This window comes from Paraburkholderia translucens (assembly GCF_020881035.1).
Taxonomy (GTDB): Bacteria; Pseudomonadota; Gammaproteobacteria; order Burkholderiales; family Burkholderiaceae; genus Paraburkholderia; species Paraburkholderia translucens.
The window spans coordinates 119361-142904 of the sequence record NZ_JAJITC010000002.1 but is presented as its reverse complement, the minus strand read 5'-3'; the positions used below and the strand labels follow the sequence as shown (position 1 = coordinate 142904).

Below are 23544 nucleotides of genomic sequence, written 5' to 3'. Positions count from 1 at the left end.
CGTTGCCGGTCACGTCGGCTGTGCCGTCTTATGCATGACCCGCATCGTGCTGACCACTGCCGCAACCGCTGAGAACCCGGCGGCCACATACAGCGCCACGACCGTCCCATTTTCCGGTGCGACACCGAAGATCAGCGCGACCAGCGCCGCGCCGAGCGTCTGCCCGGTCAGACGCGCGGTGCCGAGCATGCCGCTCGCGCCGCCGCTGCGCTCGCGCGGCGCCGATGACAGCATGGTGCGATTGTTCGGCGACTGGAAGATGCCGAAGCCCGCGCCGCATAGCGCCATGCGCCACACGATCTGCAGCGCGTCGGGGTGAGGTCCGAGCGTCGCGAGCAGCAGCAGTCCGGCTGTCATCGCCGCGAGCCCGACGCCGCCGAGCCAGCCGGCCGACACCTTGTCGGACAGCACGCCCGAAATCGGCGCGGCGATGATGATGATCGCGGGCCACGGCGTCATCAGAAGACCTGTTTCGACTTGCGACATGCCGAGCGTTTCCTGCAGCAGGAATGGCAGCGACACGAATGCGAGCATCTGCGCGCAGAACGAGCAGACCGAGGTTCCGACCGACAGCCCGAACACCGGAATGCGCAGCAGATCGATCGGCAGCAGCGGCGCGGGCTGCGTCAGTTGCCGCCGCACGAAGAAGTAGCCGATCACGAGGGCGCCGAGCGCCTCGAGCGTCACGTAGCCGACGCGCTGGCCGTGGCCGAGACCGTCGACCGCGAAAATCAGCAGGCCGAACACGAACGCGTTCATGACTGCGCTCAGATAGTCGTACGGCGATTCGTGGCCGGGGTTCAGCGGCAACGCCTTGAAGCCGCCGCCGATCGCCGCGATGCCGATCGGCACGTTGATCGCGAACAGCCACGGCCACGTCGCGATTGCGAGCACGCCGGAGGCGACCGTCGGCCCGACCGCCGACGACACCGCTACCACCATCGCGTTGATCGCGACGCCGCGCCCGAGTTGCGACGGCGGATAGATCATGCGCACGAGCGCTGTATTGACGCTCATGATGCCGGCCGCGCCGAAGCCTTGGACCACGCGGGCGAGCGCGAGCGTCGCTAGCGAGCTGGACAGCGCGCAGCCGAACGACGCGACCGTGAACAAAATCAGCCCCGACAGGTAGACGCGCCGGTAGCCGATGCGGTCGCCGAGCGAGGCGAGCGGCAGCAGCGTGATCGTAATCGCGAGCTGATACGCGTTGACGACCCAGATCGATGCGGCGGCGCTCGCATTGAGGTTGCGCGCGATGGTCGGCAGCGCGACGTTGGCGATCGCGCTGTCGAGCACCGCTAGCGTGAGCCCGAGCCCGATCACGAGCATCGCCCAGTAACGTTGTGGAATCGGCAGGCCCAGTTCCTTGCCTTCGAAGCGGGAAGCGGAGGGTGTCGGGGCGTCCGTGCGCGGGGAGGGTGCTTGCATCAACTGTTTGACTTGTCGGAGATGTTGGCGCGCCGGTGCGCGGCTTACGCGCTGGCCGCTGTGGGCATGTCGGTTAGCGCGGCGCCGGCGTTACCAGGGCAACGGCGCCGCGCATGCGTGCGAGTTATGTGAGTTCGTAAAGGCCCGTGTGGGTCGTCGAGTCGATCTCGTTCAGGTGCGTCATGAAGCGCGCGACCGCGTTGGTCGTCTCTGCTGTGACCGGCAGATGCGGCACCTTCAGCGCGTGCAGCCGGAAAATGTAGCGATGCGTGCGGTCGCCGCGCGGCGGCGCCGCGCCGCCAAAGCCGACCGTCCCGTAGTCGTTGCGCACCTGAATGGCGCCTTGCGGCAGCAGCGAGCCGTCGGCCTCGCCGGCGTTGCGCGGCAGTGAGCGCACCTCGGCCGGAATGTTCACGACGACCCAGTGCCAGAATCCGCTGCCGGTCGGTGCGTCGGGATCGTGAACGGTCAGCGCGAAGCTTTGCGTGTCCGCGGGCGGCGCCTCCCACTGCAGCGACGGCGAGAGGTTTTCGCCGTCGACGCCGAATGCCTTGTCGTTGTATTCCTGCGCTTTCGGCATGAAGCCGTTGGTGGGAAAGTCGTCGGACCAGAGACGGAAGTCAGCCATGATGTGCCTCCCTTGTTGATTGGTTCTGGGATCGTCGGAGTGCGCGTGTGTCGCGGCGGGCGAGGTGCATCTCGTGCATGCCGAAGGGCTTGAAAACATGCCTTGAAAGCGCCTGGAAAGCGCCCCGAGCGAGCTTGTCGAGTGTATCACCAGCGGCTGCGAGACTCGCGCGAGCCGGGCAGGCCGCTGGAGGTTTTCAGCCGCGCTCGTCGAACTGCGGCGCGTCGCTTCTGATCCACGCGACGAGCCGATCGATCACGCCCGCGATATCGCGATTCGCGCCGCGCAATGCGCATTCCCATACGACCGCGACGCGCCAGCCGCTCGCGAGCAGCGCGGCACGAACCTGGGCGTCGTTGCTGCGATTGCGGCCAATCTTGTCGCGCCAGAAATCGGGCCGCGTCTGCGGCCATTTGAACAGATGGCAGTCGTGGCCGTGCCAGAAGCAGCCATGCACGAGCACGACGGCGCGATAACGCGGCAGCACGATGTCGGGGCGGCCGGGCAGATCGCGCGCGTCGAGTCTGAAGCGCAGGCCCTGGCGATGCAGCAGGCTGCGGACCAGGATCTCGGGCTTGGTGTTGCGGCCGCGAATGCCGGACATCATCCGGCTGCGCGTCGCGCTATCGACGATATCGACCATCGTCAGCGGGCCGCGCCGCCGCGCGCGTGGCGAGAGCGCTCATGCATAGAGCGGCAGTGAGCGTTTCGAAGCATCGCGTGTCGGGTGGGCGAGCAGGGTTTGCACATGCGGCAGCATGATACGCGCCACTTCGCGCATCACCGGCATCACCACGCTGTTGCCGAATTGCCGGTAGGCCTGCGTATCGCTGACGGGAATCCTGAAGGTGTCGGGGAAGCCCATCAGGCGCGCGCATTCGCGCGGCGTCAGGCGGCGCGGCCGCAGCGCCTCGCCCTGATAGACGAGAATCTCGGAGCCGTCCTTGTGGTAGCGCGCCGACAGCGTGCGCGTGACGCTATCCGGATACGCCATGCCGAAACCGAAGCCGTTGCCGGCCGCGCGATGCTTCGCCGCATAGTCCTGCAGATACGCCCACAGCTTCGGTGTGAGCGTGTACTTCGGCTGCACGCGGCGCGCGGTGTGATCGAAGAAGCGGTCGTGGTCCCACGGCAGCACGGGTTCGCTGCCGTCCGTGCGATGCAGAATCGCGCCGAGCCGCGGAGCCTCGTCGGGCAGACGCAGGTCGTCCCACGTGAACGTGGTCTTGCCGCGAAAGCCGACGATGATGATGCGTTCGCGATGCTGCGGCGTGAAATGCCGGGCGTCGATCACGCGGTAGTGCACCTCGTAGCCGAGCTCGTCGCGCAGCGTTTGCAGGATCACGTCGAAGGTGCGGCCCTTGTCGTGAGACAGCAGGTTCTTCACGTTTTCGAGCAGGAATGCGGCGGGGCGCTTCGCGGCGATGATGCGCGCGACGTCGAAAAAGAGTGTGCCCTGGGTCGTGCATTCGAAGCCGTGCGGCCGGCCGAGCGCGTTCTTCTTGCTGACGCCGGCGATCGAAAACGGCTGGCACGGAAAGCCGCCGAGCAGCACGTCGTGGCTTGGCACATCCTCGGCCGGAAACGCGACGATATCGCCGATCAGCGCATGCGCGCTGCCGCTTGCGGAGTTGTCACCGTAGTTTTCGCGGTACGTCCGCGTCGAGAACTCGTTCCACTCGCTGGTGAACACGCATTCGCCGCCGTGGGCCTCGAAGCCCATGCGAATGCCGCCGATGCCCGCGAACAGATCGATGAAGCGAAACCGTGCCGCGTCTGCCGCGGGTTGCGCCGCGTGGGCGCCTTGCCGCAGCAGATCGCGCAATGCGGGCTCCAGCATCGCGGGACAAGGCGTTTCACCTTTTTCCCAGCGACGCACCGTCTTGATGTCCTTGCCGACATGCGCGGCGATTTCGCGTTGGGTGAAACGGGCGCGCGCCTGCTTGAGCAGGTCGAACGGGGCGACTAGGGTCACGTGGCGTCCTTGCTGGGAATTTTTGCGGACATTATGACCTAAGGTCGTCCCCTTTCCCCATTTTTACTGCCGATCCGCAGGAATTTTTCGCGATAAGCCGTGCCGCTACGTTTGTCCGTAGCGAAACATGGAAGTCACGAATGCTCGTGTACGCTTCTCACGTGACGCTCGTTCCCTGCGTTGCGATGTGTGTTCGCGGCCGCGACTTCGTGCGCGGCCGCTTTTTTTTTGGGCGCGCGACGAGCGGCGTGCCGGTGCCGCGGCATGCCTGCAGGTTCAGCGGGTGTAAAGAAGGGGAAGCGGGCTGGCGAATCAGGCCGACCGCAGCTTCTTGGCCGCGTCGGCCGGCGCGGCGGCGGGCGCGAAGCGTTCCCATTCGGGTGGCGGCGTCGAGGCGAGCTGATCGAGTTGCAGCAGCAGGCTTTCGACTTTACGCAATTGCGCGGGACCGAGCCGGCCGCTTTCGAGCAGCTTGGTCAGCCGTTTGCGCCAGTACGCGGCTGGCAGAATCGGGCCGCCCAAATCGCCACGCAGCGATACGGGCATGACGCGCGCGATATGCGCAATGTCGTGATCGATCAGCGCGGCCTGCGATGATCCAGAAAACGTAGTCCCCGTATCGTCCATGGCTCCTCCCTGAACGCGTATACGGCAGTGCGCGGCAAGACTTTAGGCCGTTCGACAAGAAATTTCCTCGAACGCGCCGGGCGCGCATCGATGGCGCGGCGCCGCCTGGGAGTAACCCGAGATCGCGATCATGGGCGTTCCGCGCGCGATGTGAGGCCCTTAGACTTGGCACAATCCCACAAGGAGATCGCGCCAATGACACCCGAAAAGATACTTTCGATGTTCGAACGGCAGTACCTGGAAGGCAAGGCGCCGCCGGATCTGGAAGTGACCTGCGCGAACTTCGCGACATGGCTGGCGGCGGCGTGGGAACTGCTCGACGGTAACGAGAAGTCGCTGCTGCTCACGGTCGGCGCGGCGCTGTGGCGCGAAGGCTTCAACATGCGCGCGGGCACGGCGACGAAGGACTTGTGGTGAAGCGCCGATTTCGAACGCCGGCGGTGCGGCAGGGTTTGTAAGCTGTTCGCGCGGCGGCGCGCGCGTTGTACGGAGTCGGTTTATATTGGGCGGTCCCGCAATTTACTTCACCTAGGGCGACCCCAACCCATGACCGATTTATCCGCTTTCGCGATCACGAAGAAATGGCCGGCCGAGCATCCGGACCGGATTCAGCTCTATTCGCTACCGACGCCCAATGGCGTCAAAATCTCGATCATGCTCGAAGAAACCGGCTTGCCGTACGAGCCGCATTTGGTGCGCTTCGATACCAACGATCAGATGACGCCGGCGTTTCTGTCGCTGAACCCGAACAACAAGATTCCGGCGATCCTCGATCCGAACGGTCCCGACGGCAAACCGCTGCCGCTGTTCGAATCGGGCGCGATCCTGATCTACCTCGCCGACAAGAGCGGCCAGTTGATCCCGCAGGACGCCGCCGGCCGTTACGAGACGATTCAGTGGGTGATGTTCCAGATGGGCGGCATCGGCCCGATGTTCGGCCAGGTCGGTTTCTTCCACAAATTCGCGGGCAAGGAGTACGAGGACAAGCGTCCGCGCGATCGCTACATCGCCGAATCGAAGCGGCTGCTCGGCGTGCTGGAGCAGCGGCTCGAAGGACGCGCATGGGTGATGGGCGACCGGTATTCGATCGCCGATATCGCGATCTTCCCGTGGGTGCGCAATCTGGTCGGTTTCTACGAGGCGGGCGAGCTGGTCGGCATTCAGGACTTCCCGAACGTGAGGCGTGTGCTGGCTGCGTTCGTCGAGCGTCCGGCAGTGGTGCGCGGGCTGAATATTCCGCAGCGGCCGGCTTGATGGCCTGAGCGTTTCGCCGGTTGGTCTACCGGCTTATCGGGCGACGCGTCGCGCGGCAGCGCGGTGACGCGACCGGATAAAAGGGTGAAGCAATGAGCGCCGTTACATTGTTCGCATGGTCCGTTCCGGCGTATTTCCAAGGTTCGGCGGTTGATCATACCTGGGTGACGATCTACGACAGCCGGCTGAAGATCTATCCGACGCTCGCCGACGTCCTGAGCGCCGGAGAGCACTATTGGTACAGCTGGGGCGGCTTCCATGCGCGAGGCGGCACGCCGGTCAACGCGGACGGGTTTCTGGCTTCAGGCGGTGCAAATCTGCTTTATGCTAGTTGTCTGTGCCTGCCCGATGTGGACTCGAACATCAGTACGGCGGCTCGTGGAACGATTTTCAGCTATGGCCGCGATGGCGTATGCCATCAACTGTCAAACCAGATCCTTTGGGCGACCGGCCGCAGCGGAGTGCCCCCTGCTACGGTCCGCCTGTCCAGGGGTTACTGGTTGAGTAACGCGGTTTTCGGAACCTACGGCAAGCAGCATGCTGCGTGGGCGAGCAAAAAGATTCAGTGCTCGACCGCCAGCGGGAGTGACGCGATGAAATCAGGACATGCGGATTCCGATGTCGATGATTTTCAGGAGCATCTTCGGACAACCCTGAAAGGTCCTGGCGCGGACGTGAAGATCAAGACGCTGATGGACCATCGACGCGCCTTTATGGTCCGGGTCGAGCGTTTGCAATACGCCCCGCCGGGCAGCGATACTCCGCCGGCCTCGGAACTGAACAAGGCCTATTCGTCTTTTCTCCACGATGCTGCCGACATTCTGGGCCCCGAAGACTTTGAGCGAGTTTTCGGCGAACGCCCGAGGGATGAAATGAACATCGTCGATCCGTCGATATACGAGCAAAGCGTGCGCCGGCCGTTGCAAAAATAACGGAGCCGTTGGACTTGCGTGTGCTTCGGAGAGGAAGTTTGCTCCTCCGGTGAGGACGTTTCAGCTTCTGTCATGACGGCCAGCCTCGGGCGGTGATGGCAGCAAAAAGCCCCGCAGCGCAACGCATACGGGGCTTTTACGAGCAAACTTGGGAGCCGCCAGGGCTCTATGTGGTCCCCCTGACAGGAATCGAACCTGTATCTAGCGCTTAGGAGGCACTTGTTCTATCCATTGAACTACAGGGAGAGGACCGGGCTGGACAGATCGGCGAGGACTCGTCGGGTCCAGACTGACCAGCGAGCGCAGAGTATATCAAACCGGCGCGGGCAAAAGGAGAGCCAGGCCAGAGCCGCGCGCGTCTCCCATATCCGGCAACAACAAAACGGCCCCGCAGGCATTGCCTGCCGGGCCGCACAAACCACCATGACCATCCGGCGAAGCGCGCCCAACCGCGCTCATCGCCCAGCTCATCTCACCATCAAAACTCCACCACCGCAAACTCCGCCTTGCCCACATCGCACAGCGGGCAGCGCCAGTCTTCCGGGATGTCGGCGAAGCGCGTTCCTGGCGCGATGCCTTCTTCGGGCAGGCCGTCTTCCTCGTTGTAGATCCAGCCGCAAATCAGGCAGACCCAGCTCTTGTATTCCGTCACTTCGATTACTGCGCTCACGACACACTCTCTCGTTCAAATGCAATGGCCGGCTTGCTCTGCCCCTTTTCGGGGCGGCGCGGCGACCCGCAATGTTACAGGAATTGGTCAAATCAACCCCGGAGCCCCGATGCGGCGCGGCCGCAACGCATCCGCGGCGTGTCCGGACCCGAGCGGCTAGCCTCGTCATACAGCGCGTGTATGCTTCGATTCGCAACTGTTTGATTAGATTGACGCGGCGCGCGCCCCGCACGAATCGCGACGTTCGGTCTCAGGCGAAGGCGCGGGGCGGTGTCGAGTGGCCGGATCTCGTTCCCAAAGGAGAAAACGATGTTTAAAAGCAGATGGCTGGTTGGCGTCGCGGCGGCTGGGCTGCTCGCCATGTCGGGCGTGGCGCAGGCGGCGGGTGTGACTTTCGTGCAGCCGGCGGATGGGGCGACCGTCGCCAATCCGGTGCACGTCGTGTTCGGCCTCGACGGCATGAAGATCGCGCCCGCTGGCACGATGACGGAGGGCACCGGACATCACCATCTACTGATCGACGGCAAGCCGCTGCCGAAGGGCGAGGTCATTCCCGCGACCGACAAATCGCTGCACTTCGGCAAAGGCCAGACCGAAACCGATCTGACGCTGCCGCCGGGCGACCATACGCTGACCCTGCAATTCGGCGACGGTGCGCATCGCTCGTATGGGCCGGAGATGAGCAAGACCATCACGGTGCACGTCAAGTAAGCAGCGGTTGGAAACGGCCGGCCCGGCGCGTGCATGGCCTGCCCGCGCCGATCGCGTTGCTCGCCGCATTAAGCGGATTCCCCCGCCCGGCGTGCAGGCGACCGGCCCCGCGCCCGGTACAATGAGCGGTTCCGGCTCATCGCTGTCTCCTTTCATTCCCATGTCGCTTTACACCATCACCGGCGCCCAGCTGGCATTCGGTCACGTCGCGCTGCTCGACCACGCGGATTTCTCGCTCGAAGCGGGCGAGCGCGTCGGGCTGATCGGGCGCAACGGCGCAGGCAAGTCGTCGCTGTTGAAGATCGTCGCCGATCTTGCCAAACCCGACGACGGCCTCGTCACGCGTCAGCAGCATCTGAGCACGGTCTACGTGCCGCAGGAGCCCGAGTTCAACGCCGACGACACCGTGTTCGACGCGGTCGCCGCCGGTCTGACCGAGGCCCGCGCGCTGCTCGACGAATACGACGCGGTTGCGCATCAGCTCGCCGACACGCCCGAGGGCGCGGAACACGACGCGCTGCTCGCGCGCATGAACACGCTGCAATCGTCGCTGGACGCCGCGGACGCATGGAACTGGAGCACCCGCGTCGCGACTACGCTGCAGCAGATCGGCCTGAACGGCGAAGCGCGCGTCGGCTCGCTGTCGGGCGGCATGCAGAAGCGCGCCGCGCTCGCGCGCGCGCTGGTCGTGCAACCCGACGTGCTGCTGCTCGACGAGCCGACCAACCATCTCGACTTCGACGGCATCCGCTGGCTCGAAGAGCTGCTGGTCTCGCTGCGCGCGGGGCTGCTGTTCATCACCCACGATCGCGCGTTTCTCGACCGGGTCGCGACGCGCATCGTCGAGCTCGATCGCGGGCGCCTGCTGTCGTATCCGGGCAATTTCTCCGCGTACCAGACGCGCAAGGCCCAGCAGCTCGAAGTCGAGCGCATCGAGAACGAGAAGTTCGACAAGCTGCTCGCGCAGGAAGAGGTGTGGATTCGCAAGGGCGTCGAGGCGCGCCGCACGCGCAGCGTCGGGCGCATCGCGCGGCTCGTGCAAATGCGCAACGAGCGCGCCGAGCGACGCAACGTACAGGGCAACGTGAAGCTCGACGTCGGTCAGGGCGAGAAGTCCGGCAAGATCGTCGCGGAACTGACGGACATCACGAAGCGCTATGCCGAGCGCACGGTGGTCGATCACTTCACGGCCACGGTGATGCGCGGCGACAAGATCGGCTTCGTCGGTCCGAACGGCGCGGGCAAGACCACGCTGCTCAAGCTGATCCTCGGCGAACTCGCGCCGGACGAAGGCAACGTGCGCGTCGGCACGAATCTGCAGGTCGCCTATTTCGATCAGATGCGCGCGGCGCTCGATCTGGAGAAGAGTCTCGCGGACACGATCAGTCCCGGCAGCGAGTGGGTCGAAATCAACGGCCAGAAGAAGCACGTGATGAGCTATCTCGGCGACTTCCTGTTCGCGCCGGAGCGCGCCCGTTCGCCGGTCAAGTCGCTGTCCGGCGGCGAACGCAACCGTCTTCTGCTCGCGCGTCTGTTCGCGCGGCCGGCCAACGTGCTGGTGCTCGACGAACCGACCAACGACCTCGATATCCCCACGCTCGAACTGCTCGAGGAACTGCTGATCGACTACGACGGCACGGTGCTGCTCGTCAGCCACGACCGCGCGTTTCTCGATAACGTCGTGACGTCGGTGATCGCATCGGAAGGCGGCGGCAAGTGGCGCGAATACGTCGGCGGCTTCACGGACTGGCAGACGCAACGCGATCGCTCGGAGCAACTCGCGCTCGAAGCGCAGAAAGAGGCGAGCAAGGAAGCGCCGAAAGAAGCGGCACCGAAGGAAAGCGCCGGAGGCCGCAATGCGCAGCGCACCGTGAAGCTGTCGTTCAAGGAGCAGCGCGAACTGGAGGCGCTACCGCAAAAGATTGCCGAGCTCGAAGCCGAACAGAAGTCGATCGGCGCGCAGCTCGAAGATGGCTCGGTGTTCGCGAAGGATGCGCGTGAGGGCGCGCGTCTGACCGAGCGCTATGCCGAGATCGACGCAGAGTTGATGCTCGCGCTCGAACGTTGGGACGAGCTGGAAAACCGCGTCAAGTAACGCAACGTGGCGCGAGCGCCGAGCGGGGCGCTCCACACGCATGATCCTCGATTCCCACTGCGGCGCACGTCCCCCGGCGCCCGCCGCGCCTTATCCAGTCGGCCAGTTCAGCGCGTCGTCAATTGCCGCCGTGATTGAAATCAGTACAATACCCCGCGAACAGGCTTCCCCGGCGGGCTCCACGGCCTCGTCCGGCTTTCCCGCGCGCCAGCGGAAGCCGCGCAACAAAACAGCTTGCCCGCACCGCGGGCACCCCGCCTAACCCCGTTGTTTCGTTTCGCTTTTTTTGAAAACTCAACGCATTGTCCACGGCCCTGTCCACAGGACCTGTGGACAACGATGAACCGACGCACCGAGTCAATCATGTCTACGAAAAAGCCAAACGCCGCGTATAGCGAAGCGTCGATCAAGGTGTTGAAGGGTTTGGAGCCGGTCAAGCAACGACCCGGCATGTACACCCGCACCGAGAATCCGCTGCACATCATTCAGGAAGTCATCGACAACGCGTCGGACGAAGCCCTCGGCGGCTTCGGCCGGCAAATCACGGTCACGCTGCACGCGGACCATTCGGTCTCGGTCGAGGACGACGGCCGCGGCATTCCGTTCGGCCTGCACCCCGACGAGGGCGTGCCGGTCGTCGAAATCGTTTTCACGCGCCTGCATGCGGGCGGCAAGTTCGACAAGGCCGCCGGCGGCGCCTATACGTTCTCCGGCGGCCTGCACGGCGTCGGCGTTTCGGTCACGAACGCTCTGTCCACGCGGCTCGACGTCACCGTGTGGCGCGACGGCAAAGTGGCCGATTTGAGCTTCGCGCACGGTAACGTCGCGAAGCCGCTCGAAGTGCGCGCCGCCACGAAGGGCGAGAAGAAATCCGGCACGCGCGTGACCGCCTGGGCCGATCCGAGGTACTTCGATTCGCCGAACCTGCCGCTCGGCGAACTGCAGCGTCTGCTGCGCTCGAAAGCGGTGCTGCTGCCGGGCGTCGAGGTCACGCTCGTCAACGAGAAAACCGGCGAGCAGCAGAGCTGGAAATACGAAGACGGCCTGCGCGGCTATCTGCTCGAAGGCATGAACGGCAGCGATCTGCTGATCCCGCTGTTCGAAGGCGAGCGCTACGCGGAAAGCTCGCGTTCGAGCGAAGAGACGTTTGCCGAGGGCGAGGGCGCGGCATGGGTCGTCGCGTGGAGCGAGGAAGGTCCGCTCACGCGCGAGTCGTACGTGAACCTGATTCCGACGCCCGCGGGCGGCACGCATGAGTCGGGTTTGCGCGACGGTCTTTATCAGGCGGTCAAGAGCTTCGTCGAGTTGCACAACCTGCAGCCGAAGGGCGTGAAGCTGCTCGCCGAAGACGTATTTGCGCGGGTGTCGTTCGTGCTGTCGGCGAAGGTCCTGGACCCGCAGTTCCAAGGGCAGATCAAGGAGCGTCTGAATAGCCGCGATGCAGTGAAGCTCGTGTCGTCGTTCGCGCGGCCGGCGCTCGAACTGTGGCTGAACCAGCACGTCGAGCACGGCAAGAAACTCGCGGAGCTCGTCATCAAGCAGGCGCAGGCGCGCACGCGCGCCGGGCAGAAGGTCGAGAAGCGCAAGAGCTCGGGTGTCGCGGTGCTGCCGGGCAAGCTGACCGATTGCGAATCGACGGAAATCGGCCGCAACGAGCTGTTTCTGGTCGAGGGCGACTCGGCGGGCGGCTCCGCGAAGATGGGGCGCGACAAGGAGTACCAGGCAATTTTGCCGCTGCGCGGCAAGGTGCTGAACACGTGGGAAACCGAGCGCGATCGCCTGTTCGCGAACAACGAGGTGCACGACATTTCGGTGGCGATCGGCGTCGATCCGCACAATCCTGACGACAAGATCGATCTGTCGAATCTGCGCTACGGCAAGATCTGCATTCTGTCCGATGCGGACGTCGATGGCTCGCACATCCAGGTGCTGCTGCTCACGCTGTTCTTCAAGCATTTCCCGCAGCTGATCGAGCGTGGCCATGTGTGCGTCGCGCGTCCGCCGCTGTTTCGCGTCGATGCGCCCGCACGCGGCAAGAAGCCCGCGCAGAAGCTCTACGCCCTCGACGAAGGCGAGCTCGAGGCGATTCTCGACAAGCTGCGCAAGGACGGCGTGCGTGACAACCAGTGGTCGATCAGCCGCTTCAAGGGTCTCGGCGAAATGAGCGCCGAACAGTTGTGGGACACCACGATGAATCCCGACACGCGCCGCCTGCAGCCGGTCGCGCTCGGCGATCTGGACTACGACGCGACCGTCGCGCGCATGACCATGCTGATGGGCAAGGGCGAAGCGGCGTCGCGCCGCAGCTGGCTCGAAGAGAAGGGCAACGAAGTGGAAGCGGACATCTGAGCGCCAGGCTTTCACGCCGCGTACGACACTTCAAGCCAAACACGAACACGGAATCCAGATGGACGACGATAACACTCTCGACCTTTTCAACGAGCCGCCGTCGGATAGCGACGTGCTGACGCTCGGCAACTACGCGGAGCGCGCGTACCTCGAGTATGCGGTCAGCGTGGTCAAGGGCCGCGCACTGCCAGACGTTTGCGACGGCCAGAAGCCGGTGCAGCGCCGCATCCTGTTCGCGATGAACGAGATGGGCCTCGGCGACAACGCGAAGCCGGTCAAGTCGGCGCGCGTGGTCGGCGACGTGCTCGGTAAGTATCACCCGCATGGTGACCAGTCCGCGTACGACGCGCTCGTGCGTCTCGCGCAGGACTTCTCGATGCGCTATCCGCTGATCGACGGCCAGGGCAATTTCGGCTCGCGCGACGGCGACGGCGCGGCGGCGATGCGTTACACCGAAGCGCGTCTGACGCCGATCGCAAAGCTGCTGCTCGGCGAAATCGATCAGGGCACGGTCGACTTCATGCCGAACTACGACGGCTCGTTCGAAGAGCCGAAGACGCTGCCCGCACGCTTGCCGTTCGTGTTGCTGAACGGCGCGTCAGGCATCGCGGTGGGTCTCGCGACGGAAATCCCGTCGCACAACCTGCGCGAAGTGGCCGCGGCCGCGGTTGCGCTGATCCGCCATCCGAAGCTCTCGCATGCGGAACTGATGCAGCATGTGCCGGGGCCGGACTTCCCGGGCGGCGGCCAGATCATTTCGAGCGAGGCGGAGATCGCCGCCGCGTACGAAACCGGCCGCGGCAGCCTGAAGGTGCGCGCGCGCTGGAAGATCGAAGATCTCGCGCGCGGCCAGTGGCAACTCGTGATCACCGAACTGCCGCCGAACACCGCCGCCCAGAAGGTGCTCGAAGAAATCGAAGAACAGACCAACCCGAAGATCAAGCTCGGCAAGAAGGCGCTGACGCCCGAGCAGTTGCAGACGAAGCAGACACTGCTCGCGCTCGTCGACGCGGTGCGCGACGAATCGGGCAAGGACGCGCCGGTGCGCCTCGTGTTCGAGCCGAAGTCGAGCCGCATCGATCAGACCGAGTTCGTCAACACGCTGCTCGCGCATACGAGCCTCGAATCGAACGCGCCGCTGAACATGGTGATGGTCGGCGGCGACGGCCGGCCGCGTCAGAAGGGCTTGAGCGAAATCCTGCACGAGTGGATCGCGTTCCGTTTCGCGACGGTGACGCGGCGCACGCGGCATCGTCTGTCGAAGGTCGACGACCGGATTCATATTCTCGAAGGCCGGATGATCGTCTTCCTGAATATCGACGAAGTCATCCGCATCATCCGCGAATCGGACGAGCCGAAGGTCGCGCTGATGGCCGCGTTCGGCCTCACCGACCGGCAGGCCGAAGACATCCTCGAAATCCGGCTGCGTCAGTTGGCGCGCCTCGAGAAGATCAAGATCGAGAAGGAACTGGCCGAGCTGCGCGAAGAGAAGGCGAAGCTCGAAGAACTGCTCGGCAGCGAATCGGCGATGAAGCGTCAGCTGATCAAGGAAATCGAAGCCGACGCGAAGCAGTACGGCGACGAGCGCCGCACGCTGATCCAGCAGGAAAAGCGCGCGACGTTCGAAGCGCGCGTGGTCGACGAGCCGGTCACGGTCGTGGTCTCGCAGAAGGGCTGGGTGCGCGCGCTGAAGGGCCACGGGCTCGATACCGCGGGCTTCAGCTTCAAGGCCGGCGACGGCCTCTACGCGGCGTTCCAGTGCCGCACGCCCGACACGCTGATCGCATGGGGCAGCAACGGGCGTGTCTATTCGGTCGCGGTGGCTCAACTGCCCGGCGGGCGCGGCGATGGCGTGCCGGTCACGTCGCTGATCGAGCTCGAATCGGGCAGCCATCTGATGCACTACTACGCGGCGTCGGCGGAGCAGGCGCTGCTGCTCGCGTCGAGCAATGGTTTCGGCTTTATCGCCAAGGTCGGCGACATGGTGAGCCGCGTGAAGGCCGGCAAGTCGTTCATGACCATCGACGCGGGCGCCGCGCCGCTCGCGCCGATGCCGATGCTGCCGGATGCGGTGCAGGTCGCGTGCCTGTCGTCGGGCGGGCGTCTGCTCGTGTTCGGCCTCGACGAGATGAAGACGCTGTCGGGCGGCGGGCGCGGCGTCACGCTGATGGCTCTCGACGACAACGAAACGCTCGTGCAGGCGCTGGCGATCAACGAGGCCGGCGTGATGCTGATCGGCACGCGCCGCGGTGGCCGCCTCGACGAGGAGAAGCTCGCCGGCGGCGAGCTGGCTGCGCATGTCGGCAAACGCGCGCGCAAGGGACGTGCGCCCGACAGCAAGCTGAAGCTCGATGGCATGCGTCCGGTGCTGCCGGCTTAGTGGAATCGAGCTAACGAAGTTTGACGCGGTAAAGCTGCGGGCGCCTGCTAGCATGCGGGGCGCTCGCGGTTTGTCTCAGAAAGTCCGTCGCGCGAAAGATGTGGATAACAAACGGGGAGCGGCGGCGTCGCGGCCAGATGAGGGTGCCGCAATCACAACGACAAAATACGACGCAATGGCCGCCGATACCCGGAACTGCCTGCATCACGCATGGGTCGAACGCGCTCAGTTGCTGCTGAGTAGGGATCAAGTGTCCTGAACGGTGTGGCGTCGTCGGGAGAGGAAAGCTACATGAACAAGGCAATCGAAGTCGCGCTTTTTCTGCATCTGCTCGGGGTGGCGGTGTGGGTCGGCGGTATGGTGTTCGCGCATTTCTGCTTGCGCCCGGCGCTCGGCGATCTGTCGCCGCAACTGCGCCTGCCGCTGTGGGAGTCGGTGTTCGGCCGCTTCTTCAATTGGGTCGGCGTGTCGGTGCTCGTGATCCTGATCACTGGCGGCTTCATGCTGACGCAATTCGGCGGCGCTCACGCGTTCTGGCCGCTGCACGCGATGGCCGGCCTCGGCATCGTGATGATGCTGATCTTCGGGCATATCCGCTTCGCGGTGTATCCACGCATTCGCCGCGCGGTGCAGGCGCAGAAGTGGCCCGATGGCGCGCAGGCGGTCGGTACGGTCCGCCGTCTCGTGCTGATCAATCTGGTGCTGGGCGTCGTGACGATCGGCGTCGCGGTGCTCTCGCGAGGGTTCTGATCGCGAGGCCGTCAACGGTGCGGCAGGCTCGGCGCGGCCCGCACCGCGTCACGCCGCCGCGCCGTAGGCGAGCCACAAACCGCACGCCACCGCCACCGTTCCATACACGGCATACACCGGCACCTTCAGCTTGGCGAAGCACATCGCCGAGAACGTCGCGGTCAGCAGATAGATCGGCTCCAGCGGCACATGCACGGCAATGCGCAGTACCGCGACCGCAAGGAACGCGGTCGTGACCGCGCGCAGAATCCTCATGCCGTGCTCGAAACGCGGGTTCGCCTTCAACTGATGCAGATTGCGCTGCGCAAGCACGACGAGACATCCCGACGGCACGAACAATGCGAGCGTCGCTATCAGCGCGCCCAGCCAGCCACCGACCAGATAACCGAAGAACGGCACCACGTTCAGCAAGGGTCCCGGAGACAACGGCGACAGTGAAAACGCGAGCGTGAAGTCGTTATCCGATATGCCGACCGCCGGCGTGACGAACAGCGTCCGGAGCACCGGCAACGCCGAGAAGCCGCCGCCGAACAGCGTCATGCCGGCGCCCGCAAGGCGTGGCCACAGCAGCGCGAGTTCATAGCGATGCGGCAGCGGCAGCGCGAATAGCACGATCAGCACGCTGAGCCCCGCCAGCAGCCGGTAGTCACCGCGCTCCAGCGACACGGCAAGCCGCGAGTCGCGCTCCGGACTCGCGAGCCAGCCGGTGCCGAAGGCCATGCCGAGCATCACCACATAGGCTGCGGCGCTGTGCGCATAGAACAGCGCGACGCTGCCGAGCAACGCCGCCGACCATTCGAGCTTGCCACGCACGAGCGCGCGCGTCTGCTTGTACCAGGTGATCGCGATCAGCGTCGCGAGCACGACGCTGAAGTGATGCAGCAGCGTTTGCGACGCGATCGTGTGCACCATGGACGCGCGGTAGAAGATCGCGAACAGCGTCATCAAGGTAAAGAAGGGCAGCACGCTCGCCACACCGGCGACCCATGCGCCGGCCCGTCCGCGCAACGCGTGCCCGAGCTGCACGGCGACATTGCAGCCGACCGGTCCCGGCACCATCCACGCGAGCGCGATCAGATCCGAGAACGCCACGCGCGACAGCCGCCGCTGGCGTTCGACGTAGTGATGCTCGAGCTGCGCCATCAACGCGAGCCCGCCCCACGATAGCGCCGACAGGCCGAATACAACCCTGAACAGCGTCCATAGCGGCTCCCGTTGCCCGCGGCGGGCGGCCTCCTCGCTCGTGATGGTCTGCATCGGCGCTGCGGCCGCCCGCCGTGCGGGCACCCGTCCTTTAATTGTTGGTGCTCGATACGCTGTTCATGTTGTCGGTTTCGTGCTCGGCGCGGCGGCCGCCCGCGTTGTTGACGCCGCATACACCGAAGCGCTCGAGCAGCGCCGGAATCGCCTCCACCGGCACCGGACGCGAGAACAGGAAACCCTGTGCCTCGATATGGCCGAGCGCGGCCAGCCACGCAATCTGCTCTTCGGTCTCCGTGCCTTCGACCACCACCTTGAGCCCGAGCGAGCGCGCGAGGTTGACGATCGCGGTGACCATCACGCAGACGCTGCGGTCGCCCGGGATCGCCTGGACGAACGAGCGGTCCACCTTCAGCGTATCGACGGCGAAGCGGTTCAGATAGGACAGCGACGAATAGCCGGTGCCGAAATCGTCGAGCGCGATGCGCACGCCGAGACGCTTTAGCGCGAAGATTTTTTCGGCGACGACTTCCGGAAATTCCATCATCGTCGTCTCGGTGATTTCGAGCTCGAGGCGGCGCGCGGAGATGCCGCTTTCCTCGATTGCGCGCGAGATCGTTTCGAACAGATCGCCGCGCCAGAACTGCACCGCCGAAATATTCACCGCGAGCGAGAGCGTGTCGTAGCCCTGCTGCTGCCATTGCGCGAGCTGGCGGCACGCCGTCTCGATCACGAAGTCGCCGATCGGCACGATCAGGCCGGTCGATTCGGCCACGGGGATGAATTCGTTGGCCGGGATCAGTCCGTGCTGCGGATGATTCCAGCGCAGCAGTGCTTCGAAGCCGGTGATGCAGCGGCGCGTCAAATCGATCTTCGGCTGATACGCGAGGAACAGTTGTCCCTCGTCGAGCGCGACGCGCAACTGCTGTTCCCACTTCATCAGATGGTCCGCGCGATGTGACAGATCCGGCGAATAGAACTGATAGCAGTTCTTGCCGGCGTCCTTCGCGCTGTACATCGCGAGGTCGGCTTTCTTCAGCAAGTCGATCTCGGTCTCGTTCGCGACCGAGTACAGCGCGATGCCGATGCTCGCATGCAGCACGAACGAGCTGCCGCGCACCTCGAACGGCTTCGAGAACACTCTGCTGGCGGCTTCGGCGAGCGTGACGGCGCGCTTCTCGACGTCGTCACCCTTGATCACGACGACGAACTCGTCGCCGCCGATGCGGGAGAGCGCGCCGCCGTCGCCGACCGCGGCGGACAGGCGCGAGGCGGTCATCTGCAGCACGATGTCACCGGCGTTGTGGCCGAGCGTGTCGTTGACGGTCTTGAAGTTGTCGAGATCGATAAAAAGAATGGCAAGACGGCCGAGGTTCGACGGCTGCGCGACGTCCTGGCGCAGCGCCTGCAGCGTCGCATAACGATTGCGCAGGCCGGTCAGCAGATCGTATTCGACGAGATGCGTCATCTCGCGCTCGCGGCCGAGCAGCTTGCCGATCAGGCCGGTCGCCACCGCGAAGAAGCTGAGCATGGCGAGCGAGACGAAGCCCGCCATCAGCAGATAGACGTTGCGCGTGTGGTTGTAGTCGGCGAATTCCTCGCCCTGCGAGAGACCGACGAGCACGCCGAGCGGATAGCCGTCGATGTGCCGGTACGACACGATGCGCGTGACGTTGTCGATCGAATCGACGTAGGTGCCCGACACGTGCTCCGAAGTCGGATACGTGCCGCTCGCGGTGAACGTGCCGCTCGCCTTGTCCGCGTTGCCGGTGCGGCGCGCGAGCACGGTGCCGCTGTCCGAGATCACCGCGATCACGCCTTCGCGGCCGATCGCCGCGTTGTTGTAGAAGTCCGACGTGAAATAGCTGGGGTCTTCGGAGACGACGACGACGCCCGCGAACGAGCCGTCCGGGTGATTCAGACGCCGCGTCATCTGCAGCGTCCAGTGACCCGACACGCGGCCGAGCACCGGCTTGCTGATGTAAAGCTGGTCGTCGTTCTCGTGCTCGTGGACCTTGAAGTGCTCGCGATCGGACAGGTCGATGTGAGCGGGATTGGGCTCGGCCGTGTTGGCGATCAGTCTGCCGTGCTCGTCGATCAGCGACACCTGCACGAGCGTTTCGCTTTGCACGACGCTTTTCTCGACGGTGCTCGCAAGATCGAAACGACCGGGCGTCTTTTCGTACTCGTATTTGACGAAGCGCGTGATCTGATCGACCTGGTGAATCGCCTTGATAGTGTGCTGCTCGAGCGCCGCGGAAAGAATGGCGGACGACGCCATCGCCTCGCGGTACGTCGCATCCTTTTCAACCGACAGCCGCGCGAAGATCACGGTCCAAAGCAGGACCAGTACCAGTACGCCGAGAGCCGGAATGACGAGCAACGCGCGACGGCGTGTGGCAACTGGATCGCGGGGTGGCCTGGTTTCGCGCGGGTCGGAGAAGCGGTCCTGAGTCATCGCCCGGCCCTTGACTGGGTGCGGGCCGCTTGCAAACGCACGGGCATCGATTGCGCGAAATAGATGGATAGCTGCATGGTGACCAAGGTGCGAAAGCTGCTGCCCAGGAGGAGAGGGCGTGGCGCCGCGCCTGACCGTCCACAGGTCGTCGGATACGGTTCGATATTTACGTCTCGATATTACTGAATGCCACTGGATTAAGGAAGCGTCCGGGCATCGGGTATACGCTGGCGCGTCGGCCGCGAGGAATTCGGAGAATCGGGGATGGCAATGCCATCGCCCTGGGGCTTTTCGTGGCCTGATGCGTCGACATGCGGTGCTTCGCCATAGTGTGCGCGCGAGGCCGCCAGCCGCTTACGCAAGCCGGCACGTACCGTCGACGATCGTCACCGAAGGACCACCGATCCAGATCTTGCCGCGCGCATCGTCGTAGTGGACCGACACCTCGCCCGCGCGCCCGAGCACGGTGCCCTGACGCGCCGTGTAGCGCGTGCCGGGACGGCGTTGCTGGAGATTTAGAAGACCCGCGAGCGCGGCGTTGGCGCTGCCCGTCACCGGGTCTTCACCGACGCCGAAACCGCCGCCCGCCATCAGGCATCGGACCTCGAACGTTGCCGGGCCGTCGGCGTCGTGCGGGCCGTACACGGCGACGCCGTGCGTGTCGAGCGAATGCGCGAGTTCGGCGAGCGCGGCCGCATCGGGTTCGAGCGCGAGGCAGGTGCGTGCCGAGTCGACGCGCACGACGAGCCATGGGGCACCGTTATCGACCGCGCACGGGGGCGCGCTGAAGTCGATCGACTGACTTCGTAATGCCGTAGACAGCGTTTGGTAACGATGCTCGGGGAGCGGTGTCACGCGTGCGGGCGGCGCGGCGAACGCCCATGCGCCGTGCGCGCTGTGGGCGCCGTCGAGTGCTTCGAGTTCGACGAGACCCACGCCGCATTGCTGGATCAGCTTGCCGAGCAGCTTCGGCTGGTAGCCGCTTTCGCGCAGAGCATGCGCGGTGCCGAGCGTCGGGTGACCCGCGAACGGCAACTCGCCGCCCGGCGTGAAGATGCGCACGCGGTAGTCGGCGGCGGCATCGGTCGGCTGCAGCAGAAACGTGGTTTCGGACAGGTTGGTCCAGCGCGCGATGGCCTGCATCTGCGCGGTATCGAGCGCGTCGGCGTCGAACACGACGGCAAGCGGATTGCCCTTGAACGGTGCCGACGTAAACACGTCGACCTGTTTGAAACGAACAGTGTGAGCGGACATCGACAGCCCCGGGCGCAATGGACGTGGAAGGAGTTCGCGGATTCTATCCGCGTCTGCACCGGCGATCCACCGTTGCAGTCAAACAAAACGCGCCGCCGGTGCGTGACACCAGACGGCGCGTTCGATTTTCAATGCGGCGTGAATCATGGACCAACTTCACGCGATGCCGCATGCATTGTTACATCGCTTCGAGGCTTATTCGACCTCGGCGATCAGCTCGATTTCGACGCACGCGCCGAGCGGGATCTGCGCGACTCCGAACGCCGAGCGCGCGTGCTTGCCGCGCTCGCCGAACACATCGGCGATCAGCTCGGACGCGCCGTTCGTGACCAGATGCTGCTCGGTGAACTCGAGCGTCGAGTTCACGAGGCTCATCAGCTTGACGATGCGCGTGACGCGGTTCAGGTCGCCGACGTGCGCGTGCAAGGTGGCGAGCAGATCGATCGCGATCGAGCGCGCCGCGGCCTTGCCTTCGTCGGTGCCCATCGTTGCGCCGAGCTTGCCGGCCCACACCTTGCCCTCCTTCTTCGCGATGTGGCCCGACAGGTACACCGTGTTGCCGCTTTGCGCGCTCATCACATAGGCCGCTGCCGGCGCACCCGCCGCCGGCAGTTCGATGCCGAGTTCCTTGAGCTTGTCGTACACATTCGATTGAGCCATGTCGTGTCCTCGTTTCGTTGAGATTGCATGAATGCAGGCGGGGCGAAGTCCGCACGCAACGCGCGTGCAAACTTCGCCCCGATGTCAGTGTGGCTTATGCCGATCAGATTTTCGCGCGCACGAGTGCCGCGAGACGCGCCACGCCTTCGTCGATTCTAGCCGGTGGCACCGTGACAAACGACAGACGCAGCGTGTTGTGCTGCGCTTCGTTCGCGAAGAACGGGCCGCCCGGCACGAACGCAACGTTCTGCGCGACCGCTTCCTCGAGCAGCTTCATGCTGTCGATCTGCGCCGGCAGATTGACCCAGATGAACATGCCGCCTTCCGGACGGTTCCAGCTGACGCCCTCGGGCATATAGCGCTCGAGCGCGGCGAGCATCGCGCCGCACTGGTTGCGATACAGCTCGCGGATCGTCGGCACGTGCGTGTCGAGAAAGCCGTCCTTGACCACTTCGTGCACGATGCGCTGCGTAAAGCTCGGTGTGTGCAGGTCGGTGGCCTGCTTGGCCTGCACGAGTTTGAAGATCAGCTCCTCGGGCGCGATGATGAAGCCGACGCGCAGACCCGGCGCGAGCACCTTCGAGAACGAACCGAGATGGACGATGTGATCGGGCGCCATCGACAGCATCGTCGGCAGCGGTTCGCCCGCGTAGTCGAGTGCGCCGTACGGGTCGTCTTCGATCACCGGGAACGGCGCGGTCTTCGCGAACTCGGCGAGCGCGCGGCGGCGTTCGACCGGCAGACGGCGGCCCGTCGGATTCTGGAAGTTCGGCTGCGCGTACAGCAAACGTGCGCCTTTGGTCAGTTCCGGCTCGAGGCCTTCGGGGATCAGGCCCTGCTCGTCGGTCGGCACCTGCACGTAGTGCGGCTCGTACATCGAGAACGATTGCAGCGCGCCGAGGTAGGTCGGCGTTTCGACCAGCACCGGGCTATCGACGCAGACGAGCACCTTGCCGAGCAGGTCGAGCGCCTGTTGTGAGCCGGTCGTGATCAGCACCTGCGACGCACGGATCTGCGCGCCGTGGGTCGAGTAGCGTTGCGCGATCCATTCGCGCAGCGGCAGATAGCCTTCGGTCGCGCTGTACTGCAGCGCCGCGGCAGGCGTGTCGCGCAGGATGCGCTCGGCCGCCTCGCGCATGCGCTCGGCCGGAAATGTGGCCGGCGAGGGCAGGCCGCCGGCGAAGGAGATGACTTCGGGCCGTTCCGTGACCTTCAGGATCTCGCGGATCGCGGAGCTCGTGAGCTTGCGTGCGCGTTCGGACAATTGCCACGTCGGGGCTTTCAGGTCGCTTTGGTCCATGATCTCCTCTGCTGGTGTTTCTGGAACCGGTCAAAACTTCGATTATCGCGCGACTCGGCAACTGGTACCGCCGGGGCCAACGGGTTGCCAACTCGCGCGCTGCTTATCTGAGGGTTCGCGGACCCTCGGGTGTTTCAAATTCAGCGACGAGCGCCGGGGCGCCGTCGGTCGGCTGCAAGTCGAGCAGGTGCGCGGCGCCGAGCCAGCGCAGATGCTCGCCGATCAGTTCCGCCCGCGGATGCACGGCTTTCAGCGCCTTCAGCGCGAGGTTCGTCGGTGCGAGCGACTGCGACGGATGACGCGGCGAGTCCCACTGGATCAGCGACGGCAGCACGCCATCGCCGGCACCTTGCCAGGCGGGGAACGACCCGTCGTCGGGCACCGTCAGGCCCCATGTGAAATCGCCGCGCGTCATCGGCACGACCGGGGCGATACGCAGCGGATACTGCGCCTGCCACGTCGCGAGATGCTTCGGCCGCTCGACGCGCGCGACCCAGTGCGACAGATACGGCCCGTTTTCCAGGCGCGCCTGCGTCGCCGGGTCGTCGAGCGAGAACAGGCGCGGACGCGGCCCGGCGCCACTGGCTGCGGCGTCGGCCACGGCCTGCGGATCGATCGCGATCACTTCCAGATAGACGCCGCCCCACAGTCCCAGCAGCCGGTTGTGGGTGCGCATCAGCGGATGCGCGCCGCCGCCGGCCGGTGCGACGCCGAGCGTGTCCGCAACGTACCGCGCGCCTTCGTCCAACGCGCGCGCGGAGACTACCAGGTGATCGAGATGGAGCGAATGAGCGGTCGGGGCTGTCAGGGCTGTCATGGCGGATCGACGGAAAACGCTGTTCTGCGCAAAGGCCCGGTGCGCGCCACCCGTGA

General features: G+C 65.0%; 20 protein-coding genes and 1 tRNA gene. 8 read left to right on the top strand and 13 right to left on the bottom strand.

Going from position 1 to position 23544, the window contains the following annotated elements:
• Nucleotides 1–9: 9 nt before the first annotated feature.
• From LJ655_RS03870 to LJ655_RS03850, 5 genes are all read right to left on the bottom strand, one after another.
• On the bottom strand, nt 10–1428 hold the full coding sequence (locus LJ655_RS03870; RefSeq protein WP_230559944.1) for an MFS transporter: 1419 nt from the start codon (nt 1426–1428) through the stop codon (nt 10–12).
• A 124-nt stretch (nt 1429–1552) separates the two neighbouring features.
• Complete coding sequence (locus LJ655_RS03865; RefSeq protein ID WP_230559943.1) at nt 1553–2056, bottom strand: YbhB/YbcL family Raf kinase inhibitor-like protein; 504 nt, start codon at nt 2054–2056, stop codon at nt 1553–1555.
• Nucleotides 2057–2252: 196 nt separating this feature from the next.
• Entirely contained in the window at nt 2253–2699 is a 447-nt protein-coding gene (locus LJ655_RS03860; RefSeq protein ID WP_230559942.1) for a very short patch repair endonuclease, read from the bottom strand.
• A gap of 39 nt (nt 2700–2738) precedes the next feature.
• The gene (dcm, locus tag LJ655_RS03855; protein WP_230559941.1) at nt 2739–4031 is read right to left on the bottom strand and encodes a DNA (cytosine-5-)-methyltransferase; all 1293 of its coding nucleotides are present in this window, start codon (nt 4029–4031) and stop codon (nt 2739–2741) included.
• 312 nt (nt 4032–4343) lie between these two features.
• A complete protein-coding gene (locus tag LJ655_RS03850; protein WP_230559940.1) occupies nt 4344–4658 on the bottom strand; it encodes a hypothetical protein in 315 nt (104 codons plus the stop codon).
• A gap of 195 nt (nt 4659–4853) precedes the next feature.
• On the opposite strand from LJ655_RS03850, the gene LJ655_RS03845 reads away from it, so the two are divergent.
• The 3 genes from LJ655_RS03845 (at nt 4854) to LJ655_RS03835 (ending at nt 6844) form a co-directional block, all read left to right on the top strand.
• Entirely contained in the window at nt 4854–5075 is a 222-nt protein-coding gene (locus tag LJ655_RS03845; protein ID WP_230559939.1) for a hypothetical protein, read from the top strand.
• Nucleotides 5076–5204: 129 nt separating this feature from the next.
• Nucleotides 5205–5912 carry a glutathione binding-like protein gene (locus LJ655_RS03840; RefSeq protein ID WP_230559938.1) on the top strand — a complete coding sequence of 236 codons (708 nt, stop codon included), beginning with the start codon at nt 5205–5207 and terminating at the stop codon, nt 5910–5912.
• Between the two features lie 92 nt (nt 5913–6004).
• The gene (locus tag LJ655_RS03835) at nt 6005–6844 is read left to right on the top strand and encodes a hypothetical protein (RefSeq protein WP_230559937.1); all 840 of its coding nucleotides are present in this window, start codon (nt 6005–6007) and stop codon (nt 6842–6844) included.
• A gap of 171 nt (nt 6845–7015) precedes the next feature.
• On the opposite strand, the gene LJ655_RS03830 is transcribed toward LJ655_RS03835, so the two are convergent.
• Nucleotides 7016–7090, bottom strand: a tRNA-Arg gene (locus LJ655_RS03830).
• Nucleotides 7091–7322: 232 nt separating this feature from the next.
• A complete protein-coding gene (locus LJ655_RS03825; RefSeq protein WP_230559936.1) occupies nt 7323–7514 on the bottom strand; it encodes a rubredoxin in 192 nt (63 codons plus the stop codon).
• A gap of 309 nt (nt 7515–7823) precedes the next feature.
• On the opposite strand from LJ655_RS03825, the gene LJ655_RS03820 reads away from it, so the two are divergent.
• From LJ655_RS03820 to LJ655_RS03800, 5 genes are all read left to right on the top strand, one after another.
• On the top strand, nt 7824–8225 hold the full coding sequence (locus tag LJ655_RS03820) for a DUF4399 domain-containing protein (RefSeq protein ID WP_230559935.1): 402 nt from the start codon (nt 7824–7826) through the stop codon (nt 8223–8225).
• Nucleotides 8226–8385: 160 nt separating this feature from the next.
• A complete protein-coding gene (locus LJ655_RS03815; protein WP_230559934.1) occupies nt 8386–10320 on the top strand; it encodes an ATP-binding cassette domain-containing protein in 1935 nt (644 codons plus the stop codon).
• Nucleotides 10321–10683: 363 nt separating this feature from the next.
• The gene (locus LJ655_RS03810; RefSeq protein ID WP_230559933.1) at nt 10684–12669 is read left to right on the top strand and encodes a DNA topoisomerase IV subunit B; all 1986 of its coding nucleotides are present in this window, start codon (nt 10684–10686) and stop codon (nt 12667–12669) included.
• A 58-nt stretch (nt 12670–12727) separates the two neighbouring features.
• Nucleotides 12728–15049, top strand: a complete 2322-nt coding sequence (gene parC, locus LJ655_RS03805; protein ID WP_230559932.1) for a DNA topoisomerase IV subunit A — start codon at nt 12728–12730, stop codon at nt 15047–15049.
• Between the two features lie 291 nt (nt 15050–15340).
• The gene (locus LJ655_RS03800) at nt 15341–15799 is read left to right on the top strand and encodes a CopD family protein (protein WP_230559931.1); all 459 of its coding nucleotides are present in this window, start codon (nt 15341–15343) and stop codon (nt 15797–15799) included.
• Between the two features lie 48 nt (nt 15800–15847).
• Here the strand turns inward: LJ655_RS03800 and LJ655_RS03795 are convergent, their stop codons facing one another.
• From LJ655_RS03795 to LJ655_RS03770, 6 genes are all read right to left on the bottom strand, one after another.
• Nucleotides 15848–17056 (bottom strand): chromate transporter, encoded by a 1209-nt coding sequence (locus LJ655_RS03795; protein ID WP_230559930.1) that lies wholly within the window; start codon nt 17054–17056, stop codon nt 15848–15850.
• Nucleotides 17057–17093: 37 nt separating this feature from the next.
• Nucleotides 17094–19457, bottom strand: a complete 2364-nt coding sequence (locus LJ655_RS03790; protein ID WP_230559929.1) for a bifunctional diguanylate cyclase/phosphodiesterase — start codon at nt 19455–19457, stop codon at nt 17094–17096.
• 354 nt (nt 19458–19811) lie between these two features.
• Nucleotides 19812–20711 (bottom strand): PhzF family phenazine biosynthesis protein, encoded by a 900-nt coding sequence (locus LJ655_RS03785; RefSeq protein WP_230559928.1) that lies wholly within the window; start codon nt 20709–20711, stop codon nt 19812–19814.
• A gap of 195 nt (nt 20712–20906) precedes the next feature.
• Complete coding sequence (locus LJ655_RS03780; RefSeq protein ID WP_230559927.1) at nt 20907–21371, bottom strand: RidA family protein; 465 nt, start codon at nt 21369–21371, stop codon at nt 20907–20909.
• A gap of 103 nt (nt 21372–21474) precedes the next feature.
• Complete coding sequence (locus LJ655_RS03775) at nt 21475–22671, bottom strand: aminotransferase-like domain-containing protein (RefSeq protein ID WP_230559926.1); 1197 nt, start codon at nt 22669–22671, stop codon at nt 21475–21477.
• Nucleotides 22672–22774: 103 nt separating this feature from the next.
• Complete coding sequence (locus LJ655_RS03770; protein ID WP_230559925.1) at nt 22775–23488, bottom strand: VOC family protein; 714 nt, start codon at nt 23486–23488, stop codon at nt 22775–22777.
• Between the last annotated feature and the right edge of the window lie 56 nt (nt 23489–23544).